Below are 16,187 nucleotides of genomic sequence, written 5' to 3'. Positions count from 1 at the left end.
ACGCGCTTCCCGCGCCCACCGTGCGACCCTGGATCATCGGGGTAGGGCAGGCCCTACCCCGGACCCGGCAACCGATTTGGTCCTGTCAGGCGGGCGTGTCACACTGGTTCCTGCCGAAGACCGCTGGTTGTCACCTCCGGGTGACTGAAGGTCCCATTCAGGTGGGCGGCCCGCGTAGGTGACTTGGATAGTGAAGCATGTATGTTCACGCCCCTTGCGCCTGCGCAAAGGGGCGTTTTTCTTTGTTCAGGGGTCCTAGGCGTGGAAGCCGATAGAAGGAGACCCCCATGGCGAGGCCGGACAAGGCAGCCGCTGTCGCGGAGCTGACGGACGAGTTCCGCAGCTCCAACGGCGCCGTGCTGACCGAGTACCGCGGTCTCACCGTTGCGCAGCTCAAGCAACTGCGGACTGCGCTCGGTGACGACGTGAACTACGCCGTGGTGAAGAACACGCTGACCAAGATCGCGGCCAAGGACGCAGGTGTCGACTCGTTCGACTCCCTGCTCGAAGGCCCCTCCGCGATCGCCTTTATCAAGGGCGACCCGGTGGTTGCGGCCAAGGGACTGCGTGACTTCGCCAAGGCGAACCCCCTGCTCGTCATCAAGGGTGGAGTGCTGGAAGGCAAGGCACTCGGCTCTGACGAGATCAGCAAGCTCGCTGACCTGGAGTCGCGTGAGGTCCTCCTCGCGAAGCTCGCAGGTGCGATGAAGGCGGCCCCGCAGCAAGCGGTGTCGCTGTTCGCTGCTCCGCTGTCGCAGGCCGCGCGCCTGTTCGCGGCGCTGCAGGACAAACTGCCGGCCGAGGCCGCCCCTGTGCAGGACGCAGTGGCGGACGAGGCGCCGGCCGTGCAGGACACGGTCGAGGCACCTGCCGAGGCGAGCACCGAGGAGACCGCTTCAGCCGAGAGCTGAGGCAGATCTCATCCGCAACACCCCATCAGTGATCACCAAGCAACATTTGTCAGGAAGGACCGCCATCATGGCGAAGCTCAGCACCGAAGAGCTCCTCGGCCAGTTCAAGGAACTGACCCTGCTGGAGCTGTCGGAGTTCGTTAAGGCGTTCGAGGAGGAGTTCGGCGTCACCGCCGCCGCCCCGGTCGCCGTTGCCGCTGCCCCGGCCGCGGGTGGAGGCGCCCCGGCCGAAGAGGCCGCGGAGCAGGACGAGTTCGACGTCGTCCTCGAGAGCGCCGGCGACAAGAAGATCCAGGTCATCAAGGAGGTGCGCGGTCTCACCAGCCTTGGGCTGAAGGAGGCCAAGGACCTCGTCGAGTCGGCCCCGAAGCCGGTTCTCGAGAAGGTCGACAAGGCTGCCGCGGAGAAGGCCAAGGAGGCCCTCGAGGGCGCCGGCGCCACCGTCACCCTGAAGTGACCTCAGTTACACTCCGTCAAGGAGCGTAACGAATGTGTAGAGAAGGGCGGTCCCCGCAGGGGGACCGCCCTTCTCGCATTTCGTCATGGTTAGGATCGCAACCGCTTGACTTCCAGGGGTTACGCAAAACCGTACTCGTGCGTAACCTAGGCCACTGCTCCGTCGTTGGACCCGCGTACTCGTCGGTTCGGGGCAGCCAGAACATTCCCGTGAGGAGGACCGGTGGGCGTAGAAGTCCGCGTCGAGGGTCTCACCAAGTCCTTCGGCAGCCAGCTGATCTGGGGCGACGTGTCCCTGACTCTGCCGGCCGGTGAGATCTGCGTCATGCTCGGCCCGTCCGGCACCGGGAAGTCCGTGTTCCTGAAGACGCTGATCGGGCTGCTCAAGCCCGACAAGGGACATGTCTGGATCGAAGGCACCGACATCGCCACCTGCAGCGAGCGTGAGCTCTACGACATCCGCAGGCTGTTCGGCGTGCTGTTCCAGGACGGCGCGATGTTCGGCTCGATGAACCTGTACGACAACGTCGCGTTCCCGCTGCGCGAGCACACCAAGAAGTCCGAGTCCGACATCCGCTCCATCGTGATGGAGAAGATGGAGATGGTCGGCCTGGTCGGCGCCGAGCGGAAGCTGCCCGGCGAGATCTCCGGCGGGATGCGCAAGCGGGCCGGCCTGGCCCGCGCGCTGGTTCTCGACCCGGAGATCCTGCTCGTCGACGAGCCCGACTCCGGTCTGGACCCGGTGCGGACGTCGTTCCTCAACCAGGTGATGATCGACCTCAACGAGGCATTCAGCCCGACGTTCCTGATCGTCACCCACGACGTGAACACCGCGCGGACGGTGCCGGACAACATCGGCATGCTGTACCACCGCCACCTGGCCATGTTCGGCCCGCGCGAGATGCTGCTGTCGAGCGAGGAGCCGGTGGTCCGCCAGTTCCTGAACGCGCAGATGGTCGGCCCGATCGGCATGTCCGAGGAGAAGGACGCCGAGGAGCTGGCCGCGGAGGCCGGCCAGGAGCTGCCGCCGCTGCCGCCGATCCCGATCCAGCAGCTGCCCAGCAGCGGCATGCTCCGGCCGACGCAACGTGAGCCGGGCGCCTGGTGCCGGGAGAACGGCGTCACCCCGCCGCCCGGTTCGTTCGAGTCGAACGTGGTGGGCGCCAGGTGACAGTTTCTGCAACCGCCCCGCTGAAGCACGCAGGTTCGCTGTTCGCTTTCGCTCTCGACACCGGCCGGGCCACGTTCCGGCGGCCGTTCCAGGTCAAGGAGTTCCTCCAGCAGGCCTGGTTCGTCGCGAGCGTGACGATCATCCCGACCGCGCTGGTCGCGATCCCGTTCGGCGCGGTGATCGCGCTGCAGGTCGGCGGCCTGATCAAGCAGTTCGGCGCGCAGGCGTTCACCGGCTCCGCGGCGGTGCTGGCCGTCGTACGAGAAGCGTCGCCGATCGCGACCGCGTTGCTGATCGCCGGGGCCGGTGGATCGGCGATCTGCGCGGACCTCGGCTCGCGGAAGATCCGTGAAGAGCTCGACGCGATGATGGTGCTCGGCATCGACCCGATCCAGCGCCTGGTCGTGCCGCGGGTGCTGGCGACGATGCTGGTCGCCTTCTTCCTCAACGGGTTCGTCAGCGTGGTCGGTGTGATGGGCGGCTACGTCTTCAACGTGGTCCTGCAGGACGGCACACCAGGTAGCTACATCGCGAGCTTCACCGCGCTCGCGCACCTGCCAGACCTGTGGCAGGGCCAGGCGAAGGCCCTGGTGTTCGGGTTCATCGCCGCCGTCGTCGCGGCGTACAAGGGTGTGAACGCGGGCGGCGGCCCGAAGGGTGTCGGCGACGCGGTGAACCAGTCCGTCGTCATCACGTTCATGCTGCTGTTCGTCGCGAACTTCTCGATGACCGCGATCTACTTCCAGCTCGTCCCGCCGAAGGGTGCGTGACGTGTCGGCCCTGATGGACAACCTGGTCAAGAAGCCGCTGAACTCGCTCGACCACCTCGGTGAACAGCTCGCGTTCTACATCAAGGCGCTGGCCTGGTCGGGCAAGTCCGTCACGCGGTACCGCAAGGAGATCTTCCGGCTGCTGGCCGAGGTGACGCTGGGCACGGGCGCGCTCGCGGTGATCGGCGGCACGGTCGGCGTGATCACGTTCCTGGCCTTCTTCACCGGCACCGAGGTCGGCCTGCAGGGCTACTCGGCGCTGAACCAGATCGGCACGTCGGCCTTCGCCGGCTTCGTGTCGGCGTACATCAACACCCGTGAGATCGGCCCGCTGATCGCCGGTATCGCGCTCGCCGCGACGGTCGGCTGTGGTTTCACCGCGCAGCTCGGCGCGATGCGGATCAGCGAGGAGATCGACGCCCTCGAGGTGATGGCGATCCCGTCGCTGCCGTTCCTGGTCACCACCCGGATCATCGCGGGGCTCGTCGCGGTCATCCCGCTGTACGTCGTGGGTCTGCTCGCGTCGTACTTCGCCACCCGGCTCACCGTGACCACGTTCTACGGGCAGAGCACGGGCACGTACGACCACTACTTCCATCTGTTCCTGCCACCCGGAGACGTGCTCTGGTCGTTCGGCAAGGTGCTCGTGTTCTCGGTCCTGGTCATCCTGGTGCACTGCTACCACGGCTACCACGCGACCGGCGGTCCGGCCGGTGTGGGCGTCGCCGTCGGTCGCGCCGTACGGACCTCCATCGTCGTCATCAACGTCGTCGACCTGCTGCTGTCGATGGCCATCTGGGGTACGACGACAACGGTGAGGTTGGCCGGATGACCAGGCTGATCTCGCACAAGGTCCTCGGCGTCGCGTTCATCGGCGTGCTGTGCTTCCTGCTCTGGCTCACCTACGCGTTCTACGCGAAGGTCTTCACCAAGACCGTGGACGTGGAGCTGAAGACCAGCCACATCGGCCTGCAGCTGAACGAGCACGCCGACGTGAAGCTGCGCGGGATCATCGTCGGCGAGGTCCGCGGGGTCTCCACCGACGGTGACGAGGCGACCGTCCGGCTGTCGCTGAAGCCGGACCAGGTCGGCGAGATCTCGCGCGCGGTCAGCGCCCGGATCCTGCCGAAGACGCTGTTCGGCGAGAAGTACGTCGCGCTGGTGCCGCCGACCGGCGCCGAAGGCCCGCACATCAAGGCCGGCGACGTGATCAGCCGGGACAAGACCGCGGTCGGCATCGAGATCGAGAAGGTGCTGAACGACGCGCTCCCGCTGCTGCAGGCCGTCGACCCGGCCGACCTGAACGCGACCCTGAACACGCTGGCCACCGCACTCGAGGGGCGCGGCACCGAGATCGCCGGGACGCTGACCCAGCTCGACGGCTACCTGAAGAAGCTGAACCCGAGCATCCCGAAGCTGATGGACGCCCTCGTCAGACTCACGCAGGTCTCCGACCTGTACGGCGACGTGACGCCCGACCTGGTCCGCGCCCTGCGCAACCTGACCATCACCGGCAACACCGTGGTGGAGAAGGAGCAACAGTTGCAGCAGTTCTTCGGCAACGTGCAGAACCTGTCCACGACCGGGAACGCGTTCCTGAAGGAGAACGAGGACCGCGTGATCCGGCTCGGCCAGGTCAGCCGCCCGGTGCTCGACCTGCTCGAGAAGTACTCGCCCGAGGTGCCGTGCTTCCTCCAGGTGATGACCGAGACCGCCCCGATCCTGAACGACACGTTCCGCGACGGCCGGCTGAACATCAACCTCGAGCTGATCACCAACCAGCCGACGCCGTACGAGCCGAACGAGCTCCCGGCCTACAAGGACCACCGCGGCCCGACCTGCGTCGGCAGGAACTACAGCCACCCCGGGTCGAAGCCCGGGCCGTACACGCAGGAGAACCCGGCGCCGTACATCACCGGTGACGACGGCGTGATCGGTGACCACAACAAGAACCAGCGCTTCCCGCTCAACCTGCAGCTGAACCGCGCGATGCCGGGCTTCGCGATGGACACCCAGGGCGTCGGCACGCCGGCCGAGCAGAAGGTCGTCGACTCGGTCGTCGGCCCCGAGATGGGCGTCGCGCCGCAGGACGTACCGGACCTGACCACGCTGATGGTCGGCCCGCTGCTCCGCGGAGGCCAGGTGAACCTGAAATGAGCTTCTTCGACAAGAAGACCACCTTCGACACTGTCCGGCTCGGGATCTTCGTGGTGGTCACCACGATCGCGACCGCGCTGCTCGCGGTGACGATCGGCAACATCACCTTCAACTCGACGACGAAGTACCGCGCGGTCTTCACCGACGCGGTCGGGCTGAACCAGGGCGACGACATCCGGATCGCCGGTGTGAAGGTCGGCCAGGTCGACAAGATCCAGCTGTACCAGAACACGCTGGCGATGGTGACGTTCAGCGTCGACTCCGACCAGGTCGTCGACACCTCGACGCACGCGACGCTGCGCTACCGGAACCTGGTCGGCAACCGCTACGTCGCGCTGACCGACGGCGTCGGCGGCGGGCAGCGGCTGAAGAAGAACGGGATCATCCCGAAGGAGCACACGACGCCCGCGCTCGACCTGTCGGTGCTGTTCAACGGCTTCAAGCCGCTGTTCACCGCGCTCACGCCGGCGGACGTGAACCAGTTCGCGTTCGAGGTGATCAAGGTGCTGCAGGGCGAGGGCGGCACGATCGAGTCGCTGCTGGCCAAGACCGCGTCGCTGACCACCACGCTGGCCGACGCGGACCAGGTCATCGGGGACCTGATCACGAACCTGACCTCGACCCTGCAGATCGTCTCCCAGCGGCAGCAGAACTTCTCCCAGCTGCTGGTCAACCTGCAGCAGTTCATCACCGGCCTGAGTCAGGACGTCACCCCGATCCTGAACTCGCTCGGCTCGATCAACTCGCTGAACACCAAGACCGCCGGCCTGCTGCAGCAGACGCGGGTGCCGATCAAGGCCGACCTGGACAAGCTGCGGATCACCGCCTCGACGCTGGACGACACCCAGGCGATCTGGGTGAAGACCCTGCAGTTCATGCCGCAGAAGCTGAACTCGATGACCCGCACCGCGTCGTACGGCTCGTGGTTCAACTTCTACCTGTGCAACTTCGACGGCAACGTCACGCTGCCGACGGGGACTCGCGTTCCGGTCGCCTACGACCTCAACTCGGCGAGGTGCAAGAAGTGAAGCCGTTCCGCGAGCAGAACCAGGTGACGATCGGCGTGATCGGGCTCACCGTGATCGGCCTGATCATGCTGGCCGCGTTCAAGGCGCAGGACCTGCCGCTGATCGGCGGCGGGACGAAGTACTCCGCGCAGTTCTCCGAGGCCGGCGGCCTGAAGGCGAACGACGAGATCCGGGTGGCCGGCGTCCGCGTCGGCAAGGTCCGCAAGGTCGAGCTCGAAGGCACCCACGTCCGCGTCGACTTCGTGGTCGACAAGGGCGTGAAGCTCGGCGACCAGACCGGCGCCGAGATGAAGATCAAGACGCTGCTCGGCCAGAAGTACCTGAAGCTCGACCCGGCCGGGCAGGGCCAGCTGAAGGCCGGCTCCGAGATCCCGTTGGCCCGGACGGTTTCGGCGTACGACGTCGTCGACGCCTTCACGGATCTGGCCAACACGACGGACCGGATCAACACCGCGCAGCTGGCCAAGGCGCTGGACACGTTGTCGGCGACGTTCAAGAACACACCCGAAGAGGTGCAGGCCTCGCTGACCGGACTGTCGCGGCTGTCGCGGAACGTGGCCAAGCGGGACGAGCAGCTCAAGTTGTTGCTCCAGCACTCCAACGTGGTCACCAAGGTCCTTGCCGACCGCAACCAGCAGCTGATCAAGCTGATGAAGGACGGCAACACGGTCTTCCAGGCGGTGCAGGCGCGGCGGGCGCTGATCCACCAGTTGCTGGTGTCGACGCAGCAGCTGTCCGCGCAGATCACCGCGCTGGTCCGGGAGAACCGCAAGGACCTCGCCCCGACCCTGCAGAAGGTCAACGCGGTCCTCGCGGTCCTGCTGCAGAACCAGAACTCCCTGGACGCGAGCATCAAGGGCCTGGCCCCGTTCGTCCGGGTCTTCACCAACACGCTCGGCACCGGGCCGTGGTTCGACACCTACCTGCAGAACCTCGCGCCGGTCCCGGAGATCCCGCTGCCGAAGGTGCCGATCCCCGGGCTGCCGGCGATCCTGGGAGGTGGCGGCTGATGAAGGTCAACGCCCTGTCCCGGCTGATCGCGATCGGCGTGGTCGTGGTGATCCTGGCGGTCAGCGCCGTGACGTTGTGGCCGAAGCCCGAGCGGGTGACGGCGACGGCGTACTTCCCACGCGCAGTCTCGGTGTACCCGGGGTCCGACGTCCGGATCCTCGGCATCAAGGTCGGCGAGGTGGAGAGCATCACGCCGGCCGGCCGGACCGTCCGGGTGAAGTTCTGGTGGGACGCGAAACACAAGGTGCCGGCGACCGCGAAGGCAGTGATCGCGTCGCCGTCGATCGTCGCCGACCGGTACATCCAGCTGACCCCGGTGTACTCCAAGGGCGCTGTGATGGCCGACGGCGCGCAGATCCCGATCGAGCGGACCGCCGTACCGCTGGAGCTCGACCAGATCTACCAGAGCCTGAACGACCTGTCCGTGGCGCTGGGTCCGAAGGGTGCGAACGACCAGGGCGCGCTGGCGCGGCTGCTGGACGTCTCGGCGAAGAACCTGAACGGCCAGGGCGCCAAACTGAACCAGACCATCACCGACGTCTCGAAGCTGACCAGCACGCTGTCCGGCAACTCCGCGGCGTTGTTCAACACCATCCGGCAGCTGCAGACGTTCGTGTCGGCGCTGGCCGCCAACGACCAGCTGGTCCGGCAGTTCAACTCGAACTTCGCCGCGGTCTCGACCACCCTGGCCGGCGAGCGTCAGGACCTGGGCTCCGCGTTGTCGCTGCTCGCGACAGCGCTCGGCGAGGTAGCGACGTTCGTCAAGGACAACCGCGGCCTGGTGAAGACCACGGTCAGCAGCGCCACCAAGCTGTCGCAGATCCTGGTCAAGGAGAAGGCCGCGATCGCTGAGGTGCTCGACACCGCGCCACTCGGTCTCGGCAACCTGGCCCGGATCTACAACCCGCAGTTCGGCACGCTGGACCAGCGCATCAACCCTGCTCAGCTCGACGATCCGGCGACGTTCATCTGTTCGCTGCTCCTGCAGGCGAACCAGTCGATGTCGACCTGCTCGGCCTTGAAGCCGGTCCTCGACGCCCTGGCCAAACTGCCGCTGATCACCCAGCTGACCGGGACCAACGCGGCGATCAGCGGCGGCCCGGCCGGTACGCCGTGGGCGCCCCCGCCGAAGGCTCCGTTGAGCAGCCCCGACCCGGTCGATCCGACGCTCGGGGGGCTGGTCAAGTGAGACGCCCCAGAACCCACCGCCGTACGTCGATCGTCGCGGGAATCGCCGCGCTGGCGATGCTGCTGAGCGGCTGCGACTTCAGCGTGTACTCGCTGCCGTTGCCGGGCGGCGCCAAGATCAAGGGCCCGTCGTACACGGTCACCGTCGAGTTCGCCGACGTGCTAGACCTGGTGCCGAAGTCGACGGTGAAGGTGGACGACGTCACCGTCGGCACGGTCGAGAAGGTGTGGCTGGACGGGTACGTCGCGAAGGTGCGGATCAAGCTGCCGAAGAGCCTCGACCTGCCGGACAACACCCACGCCACGATCCGCCAGACCAGCCTGCTCGGCGAGAAGTTCGTGTCGCTGTCGCGGCCGACCGGTTCCGAGCAGCCGCGCGGCAAGCTCGAGAACGGCGAGCTGATCCCGTTGTCGAGGACGACCAGCAACGTCGAGGTCGAGGAAGTCCTGTCCGCGCTGTCGCTGCTGCTGAACGGCGGCGGTGTCGCGCAGCTGCAGATCATCACCCAGGAGCTGAACAAGGCGCTGACCGGCAACGAGCCCGCCATCCGGGACGTGCTGACCCAGCTGAACACCTTCGTCGGCACCCTGGACCAGAACAAGGCGCGGATCGTCACCGCGATCACCGCGGTCGACGCGCTGGCCAAGAAGCTGAACGCGCAGAAGGTGACGCTGGCGACCGCGATCGACTCGCTGCCGAAGTCGATCGCGACCCTGGACAAGCAGCGGGCCGCGCTGGTCAAGACGCTGCAGGCCCTGGCCACGCTGGGCAACACCGCGACCCGGGTGATCACCTCGGCGCAGAAGGACCTGGTGGCCAACCTGCAGTCGCTCTACCCCATCCTGACCAAGCTGGCCGAGGCGGGGGAGAACCTCCCGAAGTCGCTCGAGCTGCTGTTCACCTATCCGTTCCCGGACCAGGCCGCCAACGCCGCGAAGGGCGACTACACCAACCTCGGGATCACCGTCGACGTGAACACCCAGAAGGCACTCAAGGGCCTGCTCGGACTGACGCTGCCGACGGTCGGACCGACCGCGCTGCCGACCGGCCGGATCAGCCTCCCGGTGCACCTGCCGACCAGTCCGGGCAAGAGCGGTGCCATCCTGCCGACGCTGCCGGTCCCGACCGGTACGGCGACGACCTGCATCACGCTGCTCGGACTGCCGGTCTGCACCCCGCAGCTGAAGCGGTCCGGATTCGATCCCGACCTGGCTCGGGCGCTGATGCCGGGGGCGGTCAAATGATCACCAGAGCGGTCCGGATCCAGCTGATGGTGTTCCTGCTCATCACCGTCGTCGGCGTCGCGTTCGTCGGCGCGAAGTACGCGCAGGTCGACAAGCTGATCGTCGACACCGACTACACCGTCAGCGCCAGCTTCGCCGAGTCCGGCGGCATCTTCTCCGGCGCCGAGGTGACGTACCGCGGCCAGCCGGTCGGCCGGGTCGGGCAGCTCAAGCTGCTGTCCGACGGCGTGGACGTGAACCTCGTGATCGAGAAGAAGTTCAAGATCCCGAACGACCTGCTCGCGGTGGTCGCGGACCGGTCCGCGATCGGCGAGCAGTACGTCGACCTGCAGCCGCGCCGCGACGGAGCGCCGTACCTGCAGAACAACTCCAAGATCGCCCGGCAGGACACCGCGATCCCGATCGACACCACCGAGCTGCTGCTGAACCTCGACCAGCTGGTGAACTCGGTCGACAAGAACAGCCTGAAGACCACCGTCCGCGAGCTCGGCGAGGCGCTGAAGGGCAAGGGCACCGACCTGCAGAAGATCATCGACAGCTCCGGCCAGCTGATCGACACCGCGGACGCGAACGTGCTGCAGACGATCAAGCTGATCAACGACGGCGACACCGTGCTCGCCACCCAGGTGGCCAGCGGCGACGCGATCAAGACCTGGGCGAAGAACCTGGCGCTGCTGTCCGACACCCTGGTCAGCTCGGACGCGAACCTGCGCAAGGTGATCGACCAGGGCTCGCTCGCATCCACCCAGATCACCGGGCTGATCCAGGACAACCGCGCGGACATCGCGGTGCTGCTGGGTAACCTGCTGACGGTGAGCGAACTGACCGCGGTCCGGCTGGATGCCGTCGAGCAGCTGTTCGTCGTCTACCCGGCGGTGGCGATGGGCGGGTACGTCGTACCGGCCAAGGACCCGGGCACCGGGCACTACGACGCGCACTTCGGTCTGGTCGTCGGCCTGACCCCGCCGGCCTGCCGGCCCGGGTACGGCGGCACGGACAAGCGGGTCCCGCAGGTGACCACGAATACCCCGGCCAACACCAAGGCCGGCTGTACGGCGAGCCCGTCGACGGGGATCAACGTCCGCGGCGCGCAGAACAAGCCGAGCCCGTCGTCGCGCGACCTGAACCGGACCGGCTACGGAGTCGGGTACGACCCGGTCACCGGCCAGGCGGGCGGGACGGCCGGGATGCCGGAACTCACGCTCGGCTCGACCGGCGGTCAGGAGGAGCTGCTCGGCAGCGACTCCTGGAAGGCCCTGATCCTCGGACCGGTGACGAGCAAGTGATCGCACGGAACGGCCGGATGATTCTGGCCTGGGCACTGAGCGTCCTGCTCCTGGTGGCGCTGGCCGGGCTGACGCTGTCGGTGGTCGGCCTGAGCAAGCAGCGGGCCGCCGACTCGCAGCGCGACGGCGCGATGAAGGCCGCGCGGCAGCTGGCGCTGGACTTCACGACGTACGACTACCAGACCTGGGACGCGGACTCCAAGCGGGTGCTGAACGACTCGACCGGGCAGTTCAAGCAGGAGTTCCAGTCCGGGATCGATGCGGTGAAGACCGACGTGGTGGCCAACAAGGCGACCTCCAAGGGGGACGTGAAGGAGGCCGCGGTGGTCTCGAACGACAAGGACTCCGCCCAGGTGCTGGTGATCGTGAACGCGGTGGTGACGAACACGGCCTCGACCGACGGGGTCGAGCGCCGGTACCGGATCAAGCTGGATCTGGTCCGGGAGAAGAGCCACTGGCTGACCGCCGACCTCCAGGTGGTGGGCTGATGGCAGACCGCCGCAACCGTCCCCGCATCGCCGGCCAGCGCCGCACTGCCGGTACGACGCCCACGGTCGACGAGACGCCCGTTGCCGACGACATGCTCGTCGCCGACGAGACGCTCGAAGCGTCGCCGCCCGTCGAGGACAAGGTCTCCGATGCCGTTCCGGAGGATGTGACACCAGCCACACCCGAGCCCCCGAAGGCCGAAACCAAGGCCGCTGTCACTACGCAGCGTGATCGTCGGCAGAGCGATGTGCTGCTCGCGGCCCTCGGGCTGGTCGTCGTTCTGACCCTGGTCGTCGCCGGCATTCTCGGGGTGAAGGCATGGCACGGGAAGCAGGCCGAGGGCGCCCGCGACCAGGCCGCGGTCGCCGGCCGGAAGGCGGCCGAGACCGCGCTCAGCTATGACTACCGTGACCTGGACAAGAGCTTCGCCGCCGCTCGCGCGACGATGACCCCGGACTTCGCCGCGAAGTTCGACGCGACCGCCAAGGTGGCCGGCGAGCTCGCCACCAAGACCAAGGCGACGGTGAAGGCCGACGTCCGCGAGGTCGGGGTCCGCGACGGCGACGCCGACCGGGTCACGCTGATCATCTTCGTCAACCAGACCACCACCAGCACGATCACGAAGGGTAGTCCCCGGGTGGATCTGAACCGGACCCGGTTCACAATGGTCCGAAACGGCGATCGATGGCTGGTCCAAGAGATCGCCGGACTGTAATCTCTAGGTGACTCCGCACCAAGAGGACGCTGGATGTCTCGTGGGTGATCTACCCACTGGAGACCCCGGGTCGGTCCTTGACGGAGAGGGTGGTCCAACGGCAAACTATTGGACCCCGTTGGACAGGCTTGCCTGGATCATGTAGCCTATTGCTTTGCGCTGCCTTTTTCCTCGCCTCGGCTTCGGGTCTCGACTTGACTGGGGCGGCTTGGCGTGCGCTCCCAGCACCGATGTGATTTTGCGAGCCCGTGGAAGGACGCCCCTTGGTCGCCTCGCGCAACCCCCAGTCCGACAGCATTTCCAACGTCACCGGCCCCCGCCGCATCTCCTTCGCAAAGATCTCCGAGCCGCTTCAGGTTCCGGATCTGCTTGCGCTTCAGGTGGATAGTTTCGACTGGCTGGTCGGTAACGAAACGTGGCAGGCCCGTGTGGCCGCCGCCGAGGCCGAGGGGCGGTCGGACCTGTCCGGCCCCAGCGGCCTGGAAGAGATTTTCGAGGAGATCTCCCCGATCGAGGACTTCAGCGGCACCATGTCGCTGTCGTTCCGCGACCACCGCTTCGAGCCTCCGAAGAACACGGTGGACGAATGCAAGGAGCGCGACGTCACGTACTCCGCGCCGCTGTTCGTCACCGCCGAGTTCATGAACAACGAAACCGGTGAGATCAAGAGCCAGACCGTCTTCATGGGCGACTTCCCGCTGATGACGCGCAAGGGCACCTTCGTCATCAACGGCACCGAGCGGGTCGTCGTGTCCCAGCTCGTCCGCTCGCCCGGTGTGTACTTCGAGCGCACCCCGGACAAGACGTCCGACAAGGACATCTTCACCGCCAAGATCATCCCGTCGCGCGGCGCGTGGCTGGAGTTCGAGGTGGACAAGCGCGACATGGTCGGCGTCCGCCTCGACCGCAAGCGCAAGCAGAACGTCACCGTCCTGCTCAAGGCGCTCGGCTGGACCGACGCGCAGATCCTGGAGGAGTTCGGCGACTACGAGTCGATCCGGCTGACCCTGGAGAAGGACCACACCTCCGGGCAGGACGACGCGCTGCTGGACATCTACCGCAAGCTGCGTCCGGGTGAGCCGCCGACCCGCGAGGCCGCGCAGGCGCTGCTGGAGAACTACTACTTCAACGGCAAGCGCTACGACCTGGCCAAGGTCGGCCGCTACAAGATCAACAAGAAGCTCGGCCGTGACGAGGCGCACGACATGGCGGTGCTGACCGTCGACGACATCGTCGCCACGATCAAGTACCTGGTCGCGCTGCACGAAGGCAAGACCGAGCTGCCGGCCCCGAAGGGCGAGATCGTCGTCGAGGAAGACGACATCGACCACTTCGGCAACCGCCGTCTGCGCACGGTCGGCGAGCTGATCCAGAACCAGCTCCGCACCGGCCTGGCCCGGATGGAGCGGGTGGTCCGGGAGCGGATGACGACCCAGGACGTCGAGGCGATCACGCCGCAGACCCTGATCAACATCCGTCCGGTGGTGGCGGCGCTGAAGGAGTTCTTCGGCACCTCCCAGCTGTCGCAGTTCATGGACCAGACCAACCCGGTCGCGGGCCTGACCCACAAGCGCCGGCTGAACGCGCTCGGCCCGGGTGGTCTGAGCCGTGAGCGGGCCGGCTTCGAGGTCCGCGACGTGCACCCGTCCCACTACGGCCGGATGTGCCCGATCGAGACCCCGGAAGGCCCGAACATCGGCCTGATCGGCTCGCTCGCGTCGTACGGCCGGGTGAACGCGTTCGGCTTCGTCGAAACGCCGTACCGCCGGGTCGTCAGCGGCCAGGTCACCGACGACGTCGACTACCTGACCGCGGACGAGGAGGACCGGTTCGTCATCGCGCAGGCCAACGCCGCGCTGACCGACGAGAACCGGTTCGCCGAGGAGCGGGTGCTGGTTCGCCGGCGTCACGGTGAGGTCGAGCTCGTGCCGGTCGACGACGTGGACTACATGGACGTCTCGCCGCGCCAGATGGTGTCGGTGGCGACCGCGCTGATCCCGTTCCTCGAGCACGACGACGCCAACCGCGCGCTGATGGGTTCGAACATGCAGCGCCAGGCGGTGCCGCTGATCACCTCGGACGCGCCGCTGGTCGGCACCGGGATGGAGTTCCGCGGTGCGGTCGACGCCGGCGACGTGGTGGTGTCGGACAAGGCCGGCGTGGTCAAGGAGGTCTCGGCCGACCTGATCGAGATCGCCGCCGACGACGGCACGTACCAGACCTACCGGATGGCGAAGTTCCGCCGCTCGAACCAGGGCACCTGCATCAACCAGCGTCCGCTGGTCGACGCCGGGCAGCGGGTCGAGATCGGTTCGCCGCTGGCCGACGGTCCGTGCACCGACGAGGGCGAGATGGCCCTCGGCCGGAACATGCTGGTCGCGTTCATGCCGTGGGAGGGTCACAACTACGAAGACGCGATCATCCTGTCCCAGCGCGTCGTACAGCAGGACCTGCTGACCTCGATCCACATCGAGGAGCACGAGGTCGACGCCCGCGACACCAAGCTGGGTCCGGAGGAGATCACCCGGGACATCCCGAACGTCTCCGACGAGATGCTGGCCGACCTCGACGAGCGCGGCATCATCCGCATCGGCGCCGAGGTCACCACCGGCGACATCCTGGTCGGCAAGGTCACCCCGAAGGGTGAGACCGAGCTGACCCCGGAGGAGCGGCTGCTCCGCGCGATCTTCGGTGAGAAGGCGCGCGAGGTCCGCGACACGTCGCTGAAGGTGCCGCACGGCGAGGAGGGCACCGTCATCGGTGTCCGCGTCTTCGACCGCGACAACGGCGACGAACTGCCGCCGGGCGTCAACCAGCTGGTCCGGGTGTACGTCGCCCAGAAGCGGAAGATCTCGGTCGGCGACAAGCTGGCCGGCCGCCACGGGAACAAGGGCGTCATCTCCAAGATCCTGCCGGTCGAGGACATGCCGTTCCTCGAGGACGGCACCCAGGTCGACATCATCCTGAACCCGCTGGGCGTGCCCGGCCGGATGAACGTCGGTCAGGTCCTGGAGACCCACCTCGGCTGGATCGCCAGCCGCGGCTGGGAGGTCGACCCGGACAACACCGAGGAGTGGGCACAGCGGCTGATCAAGATCGGCGCCGGTTCGGCCGAGCCGATGACGAACGTCGCCACCCCGGTCTTCGACGGCGCCAAGGAAGAAGAGGTCACCGGCCTGCTCTCCTCGACGCTGCCGAACCGCGACGGTGTCCGGATGGTCGACGGCTCGGGTAAGGCCAAGCTGTTCGACGGCCGCTCGGGTGAGCCGTTCCCGGAGCCGGTGGGCGTCGGCTACATGTACATGCTGAAGCTGCACCACCTGGTCGACGACAAGATCCACGCACGGTCGACCGGTCCGTACTCGATGATCACCCAGCAGCCGCTGGGTGGTAAGGCCCAGTTCGGTGGCCAGCGGTTCGGCGAGATGGAGGTGTGGGCCCTCGAGGCCTACGGTGCCGCCTTCGCGCTGCAGGAGCTGCTGACCATCAAGTCCGACGACGTCGTCGGGCGGGTCAAGGTGTACGAGGCGATCGTCAAGGGCGAGAACATCCCGGAGCCGGGTATCCCGGAGTCGTTCAAGGTTCTGGTCAAGGAAATGCAGTCCCTCTGCCTCAATGTCGAGGTGCTCTCGTCCGACGGAAGCCGGGTCGAGATGCGCGACAGCGAGGAGGACGTCTTCCGGGCGGCAGAGGAACTGGGCATCGACCTGTCCCGGCGCGAGCCGAACAGTGTCGAGGAGGTCTGAGCGGGTTGCCGCTT

14 protein-coding genes are annotated in these 16,187 nt (G+C 67.0%); all 14 read left to right on the top strand.

Annotated features, from left to right (window positions below):
- Window positions 1-287 precede the first annotated feature (287 nt).
- The 14 genes from rplJ to rpoB all read left to right on the top strand — a co-directional run bounded on the left by rplJ (window position 288) and on the right by rpoB (window position 16,173).
- Entirely contained in the window at window positions 288-911 is a 624-nt protein-coding gene (gene rplJ / locus ACIA58_RS01420; RefSeq protein ID WP_396401612.1) for a 50S ribosomal protein L10, read from the top strand.
- A 67-nt stretch (window positions 912-978) separates the two neighbouring features.
- Window positions 979-1,368, top strand: coding sequence for a 50S ribosomal protein L7/L12 (rplL, locus tag ACIA58_RS01415; RefSeq protein WP_396401611.1), 390 nt, complete (start codon window positions 979-981; stop codon window positions 1,366-1,368).
- Window positions 1,369-1,590: 222 nt separating this feature from the next.
- Window positions 1,591-2,538: an ABC transporter ATP-binding protein gene (locus ACIA58_RS01410; RefSeq protein ID WP_134107140.1), complete on the top strand. Its 948-nt coding sequence runs from the start codon at window positions 1,591-1,593 to the stop codon at window positions 2,536-2,538.
- Window positions 2,535-3,308: an ABC transporter permease gene (locus ACIA58_RS01405; protein ID WP_137258634.1), complete on the top strand. Its 774-nt coding sequence runs from the start codon at window positions 2,535-2,537 to the stop codon at window positions 3,306-3,308. Before ACIA58_RS01410 ends, ACIA58_RS01405 begins: the two co-directional genes overlap by 4 nt.
- Window positions 3,309-3,321: 13 nt before the next feature.
- On the top strand, window positions 3,322-4,140 hold the full coding sequence (locus ACIA58_RS01400) for an MlaE family ABC transporter permease (RefSeq protein WP_396403290.1): 819 nt from the start codon (window positions 3,322-3,324) through the stop codon (window positions 4,138-4,140).
- On the top strand, window positions 4,137-5,465 hold the full coding sequence (locus tag ACIA58_RS01395; protein ID WP_396401610.1) for an MCE family protein: 1,329 nt from the start codon (window positions 4,137-4,139) through the stop codon (window positions 5,463-5,465). The genes ACIA58_RS01400 and ACIA58_RS01395 overlap by 4 nt, the downstream gene beginning before the upstream one ends.
- The gene (locus ACIA58_RS01390) at window positions 5,462-6,493 is read left to right on the top strand and encodes an MCE family protein (RefSeq protein ID WP_396401609.1); all 1,032 of its coding nucleotides are present in this window, start codon (window positions 5,462-5,464) and stop codon (window positions 6,491-6,493) included. Before ACIA58_RS01395 ends, ACIA58_RS01390 begins: the two co-directional genes overlap by 4 nt.
- Complete coding sequence (locus ACIA58_RS01385) at window positions 6,490-7,503, top strand: MCE family protein (RefSeq protein WP_396401608.1); 1,014 nt, start codon at window positions 6,490-6,492, stop codon at window positions 7,501-7,503. Before ACIA58_RS01390 ends, ACIA58_RS01385 begins: the two co-directional genes overlap by 4 nt.
- Complete coding sequence (locus ACIA58_RS01380) at window positions 7,503-8,693, top strand: MCE family protein (protein WP_396401607.1); 1,191 nt, start codon at window positions 7,503-7,505, stop codon at window positions 8,691-8,693. Before ACIA58_RS01385 ends, ACIA58_RS01380 begins: the two co-directional genes overlap by 1 nt.
- Window positions 8,690-9,937 (top strand): MCE family protein, encoded by a 1,248-nt coding sequence (locus ACIA58_RS01375; protein WP_396401606.1) that lies wholly within the window; start codon window positions 8,690-8,692, stop codon window positions 9,935-9,937. The genes ACIA58_RS01380 and ACIA58_RS01375 overlap by 4 nt, the downstream gene beginning before the upstream one ends.
- Window positions 9,934-11,223 carry an MCE family protein gene (locus ACIA58_RS01370; protein ID WP_396401605.1) on the top strand — a complete coding sequence of 430 codons (1,290 nt, stop codon included), beginning with the start codon at window positions 9,934-9,936 and terminating at the stop codon, window positions 11,221-11,223. Before ACIA58_RS01375 ends, ACIA58_RS01370 begins: the two co-directional genes overlap by 4 nt.
- A gap of 17 nt (window positions 11,224-11,240) precedes the next feature.
- Window positions 11,241-11,711 (top strand): hypothetical protein, encoded by a 471-nt coding sequence (locus ACIA58_RS01365; RefSeq protein WP_396401604.1) that lies wholly within the window; start codon window positions 11,241-11,243, stop codon window positions 11,709-11,711.
- Window positions 11,711-12,427 carry a hypothetical protein gene (locus ACIA58_RS01360; RefSeq protein ID WP_396401603.1) on the top strand — a complete coding sequence of 239 codons (717 nt, stop codon included), beginning with the start codon at window positions 11,711-11,713 and terminating at the stop codon, window positions 12,425-12,427. Before ACIA58_RS01365 ends, ACIA58_RS01360 begins: the two co-directional genes overlap by 1 nt.
- A 263-nt stretch (window positions 12,428-12,690) precedes the next feature.
- On the top strand, window positions 12,691-16,173 hold the full coding sequence (gene rpoB / locus ACIA58_RS01355) for a DNA-directed RNA polymerase subunit beta (RefSeq protein ID WP_396403289.1): 3,483 nt from the start codon (window positions 12,691-12,693) through the stop codon (window positions 16,171-16,173).
- Window positions 16,174-16,187 lie beyond the last annotated feature (14 nt).

Source organism: Kribbella sp. NPDC051586 (assembly GCF_044453965.1).
Classification (GTDB): Bacteria; Actinomycetota; Actinomycetes; order Propionibacteriales; family Kribbellaceae; genus Kribbella.
This window is presented reverse-complemented; position numbering and strand designations above follow the sequence as displayed.